Here is a 6,167-nt window from a genome sequence, read left to right as displayed (position 1 = left end):
GTCCCCAATCCCCAGTCCCCATGAAGGAGGGTGAATCATGACAAATCCTTCGATTACCAATGATGTAGATGTACGATCGCAAACTCCCCAATGGCGAGACTATTTTCGCTTCAGCACCGATCACAAAATTATCGGTGTGCAATACATCCTCATCACCTTTATTTTTTTCTTAATCGGTGGATTGATGGCGATGTTAATCCGGGCGGAGTTGACTACGCCAGAATTAAATTTAGTCGATCGTCCTCTCTACAACGCCCTTTTTACCTTGCATGGAACGGTGATGATTTTCTTGTGGATCATTCCCTTCAACGCAGGGCTATCAAACTATCTAGTTCCCTTGATGATTGGGGCGCGAGATATGGCGTTTCCCTTGCTGAATGCCATTTCCTTTTGGCTGATTCCCCCAGCGGGAATCTTGCTGATCGCCAGTTTTTTGTTACCTAATGGCCCTGCTCAAGCTGGTTGGTGGTCATATCCACCAGTAAGTTTACAAGCTCCCTCTGGTCAACTAGTTTGGATTATCAGCTTAATTTTGCTGGGTATTTCCTCGATCATGGGGGCAGTCAATTTTGTTACTACGATCTTCTGGCTTCGCGCACCCGGAATGACCTTTTTTCGGATGCCTGTCTTCGTTTGGTCGGTTCTCAGTGCCCAACTACTGCAACTCATTAATCTACCATCTCTGACCGGGGCATTAATCCTGTTAATGTTCGATCTTGCTTTTGGGACTACGATTTTTAACCCTGCGGGACATGGCGATCCGATTCTTTACCAACACCTCTTTTGGTTTTATTCCCATCCAGCCGTTTATATCATGGCGTTACCTGCCTTTGGCATTTTTGCCGAAGTATTGCCAGCTTTCGCCCGTAATCCTTTGTTTGGTTATCGTTCATTAGCGATCGCTTCTTTAGGCATTGCCGTAGTCAGCATCTTTGTTTGGGCGCATCATCTTTTCGCCAGTGCAACTCCAGGATGGATGCGAATGCTATTTGCTGTAACTTCAATGCTGGTAGCTGTACCAACAGGAGTAAAAGCATTTGGTTGGACTGCTACGATATGGCGAGGCAAACTTCACCTCGATACACCAATGTTATTTGCAATGGGTGGAGCCGCAATGTTTATTTTTGGCGGCATTACAGGTGTAATGTTGGCTGCTAACTCCTTTGATTTGCACGTTAATAACACCTACTTTGTAGTCGGGCATTTCCATTACATTGTGTTCAATACAATCACAATGGCAATCTTTGCTGGCATTTATTTCTGGTTTCCAAAAATAACCGGAAGAATGTATGCAGAAGGATGGGGAAAAATACATTTTTGGTTAACCTTTATTGGTGCAAATCTCACATTTTTCCCCATGCACCCATTAGGTTTACAAGGTATGGTGCGCCGAGTTGCTTCCTACCCACCAGAGTATCAAGGCTGGAATTTAGTTGCTAGTTTAGGAGCCTTTTTGTTGGGAGTTTCAACCTTACCTTTTATCGCTAACATGATTGGTTCGATTCTCGCAGGAACCAGAGCAACTGACAATCCTTGGCGAGCAACTGGACTGGAATGGACAACTTCTTCACCACCACCGAAAGAGAACTTTGCTGAGATTCCCCAAGTGGTTTTTCCCCCTTACAACTACGGCAATCCTAGAGCTTATGGAGAAGCTTCAGCAACCCAATCTGGTGAGGAGGTTTCTAACGATGAGTAGTTCGCCCAACACTAGAATTCATGTTGATGAAAGTCCGATCGATCTCGAACGTTTGCGCCAAAAGTTGCCAGATTGGTTAAAACGATTTCTGCCCAGCGGAGGCGGAAGCCACGAAGACCATCATGGTAAAGGAATGTTTGGAGTTACAATATTTTTGTTATCCGAAAGTATCGTTTTTTTAAGTTTTTTCTTCAGCTACATTGTCCTACGATTGACAACTCCAAAGTGGTTGCCTCCTGGTGTTTCTGGCCCAATACCGTCTACCTTTGTTGTTATTAATACAATAATTTTGCTTTCTAGTAGTGTCGTCATTCAACTGGCAGAACGTGCGTTGAGCCGTCATCATTTGAATAAATTTCGGTTGTTATGGTTGATGACTGCTTTGATGGGAACTTATTTTTTAATAGGGCAGGGGATTGAGTGGAAAAATCTTGATTTTGGATTAAGAACTGGATTAGTTGGAGCAACTTTTTACATTTTGACTGGTTTTCATGGATTGCACGTTTTTAGTGGTGTGATTTTGCAGGTGATTATGTTAGTGCGATCGCTCCTGCCAAACAACTACAACAATGGTCATTTTGGGGTAAGCGCAACCACTTTATTTTGGCATTTTGTTGATGTAATTTGGGTAATTCTGTTTTCTTTACTCTACATCTGGTAAGTTTGATTATGTTTATCAAATCGATATGAACAATCCTTTATCCCAACAAAAAGCGATCGATCGAGCTAATGCCTCTCCTACCATTGAGTATTGGTATGTTTGGACAGATCAAAATGGAGTTAGTCACCAGTCTCGTCGCCAAATTCAGGATTTTAAGCTAAATAGCATTGCACCACCTGCTTCCCCGCAATGGTTAGGTCAGCTAAAACAGGAAGGTGCCACAATTAGCTTTACAGTCCTACCCGTTGGCTGGACAGGAACTTGGCACGAAAACCCGAAACCTCAATGGATTATTCCCTTATCGGGACGTTGGTTTGTGGAAACGATGGACGGGCAACGAGTGGAAATGGGTGCTGGTGAAATCTCTTTTGGCGCAGACCAAAATACAAAAGCGGATGCACAGGGACGGAAAGGACACCTTTCTGGAACTGTGGGAAATGAACCCGCTGTTTTACTGCTTGTGCAATTTGCGGAAACACCATCAATAGAGTAGTTATATCATGTCCGGTGGATTACCCATACTGTAGAGACGTTGCATGCAACGTCTCTACAGGGTTTCGGATTAAGGATATTAAGGTTGATTAGCCGGACATGATATTACGCATCACAGCCGTTAAAAACCCCCACTGCCAAATTCAGTTGTTTGATTGATATGTCATTGGGAAGACGCAATAACTCAACTGTCTTTTTAGGATCGGAAAAAAATGACACGAATCAAGTCAAATTCATAAATGTTATATCGAGAACTTGGCAGTACCGGAGAACAAGTTTCAGCGATCGGACTGGGAGGATGGCATCTAAGCTTGAAGCACGTTGATGAAGAACTAGCCATCCGGCTGGTTCACACAGCGATCGATCGCGGCATCACCTTCATGGATAATAGCTGGGATTACAACAAAGGAGTCAGCGAGATTCGCATGGGGAAAGCACTCCGCAACGGCTATCGAGATAAAGTATTTCTCATGACGAAGATCGATGGTCGTTCCAAAAAGGAAGCTGCCAAACAAATAGATGAATCTCTGCAACGGTTGCAAGTCGATCGTGTTGACCTGATACAGCATCACGAAATACTGCGATTTGAAGACCCGCATCGCATCTTTGATGAAGAAGGTGCTCATGCTGCTGTTTTAGAGGCGCAAAAAGCGGGCAAGCTCCGATACATTGGCTTCACCGGACACAAAGACCCCTATATTCATCTACATACGCTGGAAGTAGCAGATCAATACGGTTTTAAATTTGATACAGTTCAAATGCCTCTGAATCTCATGGATGCCCACTATCGCAGCTTTGCCAAGCTGGTTGTTCCAGAACTAGTCAAACGGAATATTGGCATTTTGGGCATGAAAAGTATGGCTAATGGAATTTTGCTGCGCTCAAATACGGTAACACCGATCGAATGTCTCCATTACGCCCTAAACCTGCCTACTTCAGTTGTGATTACTGGTTTAGATAGCATGGAAATTCTTGAGCAAGCATTGGAAGCCGTGCGAACATTTCAGCCGATGACAGAACAGCAAGTGCAAGCTTTATTAGCTAAAACGGCATCAGCCGGAGCCAAAGGTGAGTTCGAGCCTTTCAAAACCTCATCTATTTTCGATAGCACCGCCCAAAATCCAGATTGGCTGGGAGAAGAACCCCAGCGCCTACAGCAGTTGATGTCAGCGGCAGGATGAGAGATTCTAGATCCCGTGAGTATTTATAGGACTTACACACCCAGATCCCCCAACCCCCTTAATAAGGGGGCTTAGAAGGTTCCCCCCTTATTAAGGCAGGGCTAATTCATTTTCAACGGAGAAATTGATTTGTGAAGGAGAGATAATGCAAACAACGGAAAAATCATCTTTCCCCTTGTCCCCTTGTCTCCTTGTCCCCTTGTCCCCCCATCCGGTTAATTTTATTTGATGACCATGAATTAGCCCTGCCTTATTAAGGGGGGCTAGTTCGGATCTAGGTTTCAGGCTCCAGAGTGCGTAAGTCCTAATTTAGATCGATCGCATACAAAGATTTTCCAGCGGCGATAAACAAGCGTTTGCCTCCACGTCCACCAAATGTTAAATTAGCAACGGTTTCTGGCACTAGGATTTTTCCCAAACGAGTACCATCTGGTGCATAAACTTGCACGCTGTCTTCAGAACTAATGAAAACATTGCCTTGTTTATCGACTCGTAAACCATCAGGTTGACCGGGATTAATTTCTGCAAATACACGACCATTCGTTACAGTTCGACCTTCTACAACTTCATAGACGCGAACGTGATGATAGCCGTCGGGAATGTTGAATGCAGAAGAGTCTGATACATACAAAAGTTGCTCATCTGGACTGAATGTTAAGCCATTAGGACGCAACATATCAGTGATTACTGCTTCAATTTCGCCTGTTTTTGGATCGAAGCGATAGACGTAACTTCCCGCTTGTTCTTGTTCGCCTCCATATCCTTGATTAGGTTCGGTAATGCCGTAGGGTGGGTCAGTAAACCAGATTGTGCCATCACTTTTGACGACTAAATCATTGGGGCTATTTAAGCGTTTACCTTGATAGCGATCGCATAATATTCGCCATTGTCCATCATGCTCTCGACGAATAATAGCACGTAACCCAGATGAACAGGAAACTAAGCGACCTTCTAAATCCCGATAGTTACCGTTTTGGTAATCAGATCGATCGCGTAAAACGCTGAATCCATCAGTTGCACTCCAGCGTAACAAACGATTGTCATGAGCATCACTCCAAATGATACTGTCATCTTCAGGAAAGTAAACAGGCCCTTCGCTATGAACAGCACCATCAGCTAACTTCTCAAGTCGGGCATCAGGAATAATTAATGTCCGCATTCTGTCATCATAGATTTCAATTGTGTTTGGTAGTATTTCGCTTGCTTTTGCCATAAAAACTCTCTTAATTTAGGCTTTTGGAATTAACAACAAAAAATGTCCTGTGGGGTCTTGAATTCGATAACTCTTATGATGCAAAAATGGAAAGTTTTCTAATTGGATTTTGTTTTGGCGAAATTGAGCTTCATCAATAATCAATTCAATTTGCGAAGAAGCAATGTCATAAGTTTTGAGGTCGGGTGGAATTGGGCGATCGTTTTCGGGTTTAATGTAATCTAGCAATTCAATTCCTAATCCACCTTGAATTGGTCTTAATGCAGTAATTCGTACTTTTGCATCAGGTAAACCATCCATTTTTGCCTGAGTTTCGCCGCTGTTGAAACTGCCACCATCAATCTTCATTCCTAAGAAATCACAGTAAAATTGTAAGCTTTGTTCTGTATTGGCAACTGCGATCGCGGTATGATCGATTCCCAAAAACAACTTATCACTTTTTTGCTGCCATTTTTGCTGTCCTTTGTCCGGTGGAAACCAAATTAATTCTAAGGGATGACCATCAGGATCTCTAAATTTAAATGCCTGAATATAAGCAGCTTCTTTGTTTTCTGGTGGAATTGTTTGTGGGGCTGTGGAAATGGCTTCAAAAGGAAATGATTTAAGATAATTGTATGCTTCGTCCATGTCGCTGACGACGATCGCTAAATGCTGAAACCACAAATCATTACTTTGCGAATCCTGTGGAATAGGCTTTCCTACTTTGTCGAAGTATTGGATAAAGCGGATTTTTTCATCACATAATTTTAAGGTAACAACTCGAATTTTACCATAAGAATTTTCCGTATAACTACCATCATCAATGACTTCAAATCCAAGTGCTTTTGTATAAAAATTAATGGAACGATCGATATCAGCAACAGTTAAAGCGATCGCTTCTATCCGTTGTGTTTGTATGGGTGATAGAAAAGCGGTGTTCAT

At 43.0% G+C, this 6,167-nt stretch carries 6 protein-coding genes; 4 read left to right on the top strand and 2 right to left on the bottom strand.

What is annotated here, in order from left to right:
* The first annotated feature begins 37 nt into the window (after positions 1–37).
* The 4 genes from ctaD to IQ264_RS21235 all read left to right on the top strand — a co-directional run bounded on the left by ctaD (position 38) and on the right by IQ264_RS21235 (position 4,033).
* Complete coding sequence (ctaD, locus tag IQ264_RS21250; RefSeq protein ID WP_193982801.1) at positions 38–1,699, top strand: cytochrome c oxidase subunit I; 1,662 nt, start codon at positions 38–40, stop codon at positions 1,697–1,699.
* Positions 1,692–2,360 (top strand): cytochrome c oxidase subunit 3, encoded by a 669-nt coding sequence (locus IQ264_RS21245; RefSeq protein ID WP_193982800.1) that lies wholly within the window; start codon positions 1,692–1,694, stop codon positions 2,358–2,360. The genes ctaD and IQ264_RS21245 overlap by 8 nt, the downstream gene beginning before the upstream one ends.
* A gap of 25 nt (positions 2,361–2,385) precedes the next feature.
* Entirely contained in the window at positions 2,386–2,853 is a 468-nt protein-coding gene (locus IQ264_RS21240; protein ID WP_193982799.1) for a cupin domain-containing protein, read from the top strand.
* Between the two features lie 238 nt (positions 2,854–3,091).
* Positions 3,092–4,033: an aldo/keto reductase gene (locus IQ264_RS21235; protein ID WP_193982798.1), complete on the top strand. Its 942-nt coding sequence runs from the start codon at positions 3,092–3,094 to the stop codon at positions 4,031–4,033.
* A 304-nt stretch (positions 4,034–4,337) separates the two neighbouring features.
* Here the strand turns inward: IQ264_RS21235 and IQ264_RS21230 are convergent, their stop codons facing one another.
* Both IQ264_RS21230 and IQ264_RS21225 read right to left on the bottom strand, forming a co-directional pair.
* Positions 4,338–5,246 (bottom strand): SMP-30/gluconolactonase/LRE family protein, encoded by a 909-nt coding sequence (locus tag IQ264_RS21230; RefSeq protein ID WP_193982797.1) that lies wholly within the window; start codon positions 5,244–5,246, stop codon positions 4,338–4,340.
* A 15-nt stretch (positions 5,247–5,261) separates the two neighbouring features.
* Positions 5,262–6,167 carry a VOC family protein gene (locus tag IQ264_RS21225; protein WP_193982796.1) on the bottom strand — a complete coding sequence of 302 codons (906 nt, stop codon included), beginning with the start codon at positions 6,165–6,167 and terminating at the stop codon, positions 5,262–5,264.

Origin of the sequence: [Phormidium] sp. LEGE 05292 (genome assembly GCF_015207735.1) — a bacterium.
Classification (GTDB): Bacteria; Cyanobacteriota; Cyanobacteriia; order Cyanobacteriales; family Aerosakkonemataceae; genus Floridanema.
Note: the sequence above shows the minus strand (reverse complement) of the source record. Positions and strands in the feature narration are given on the sequence as shown.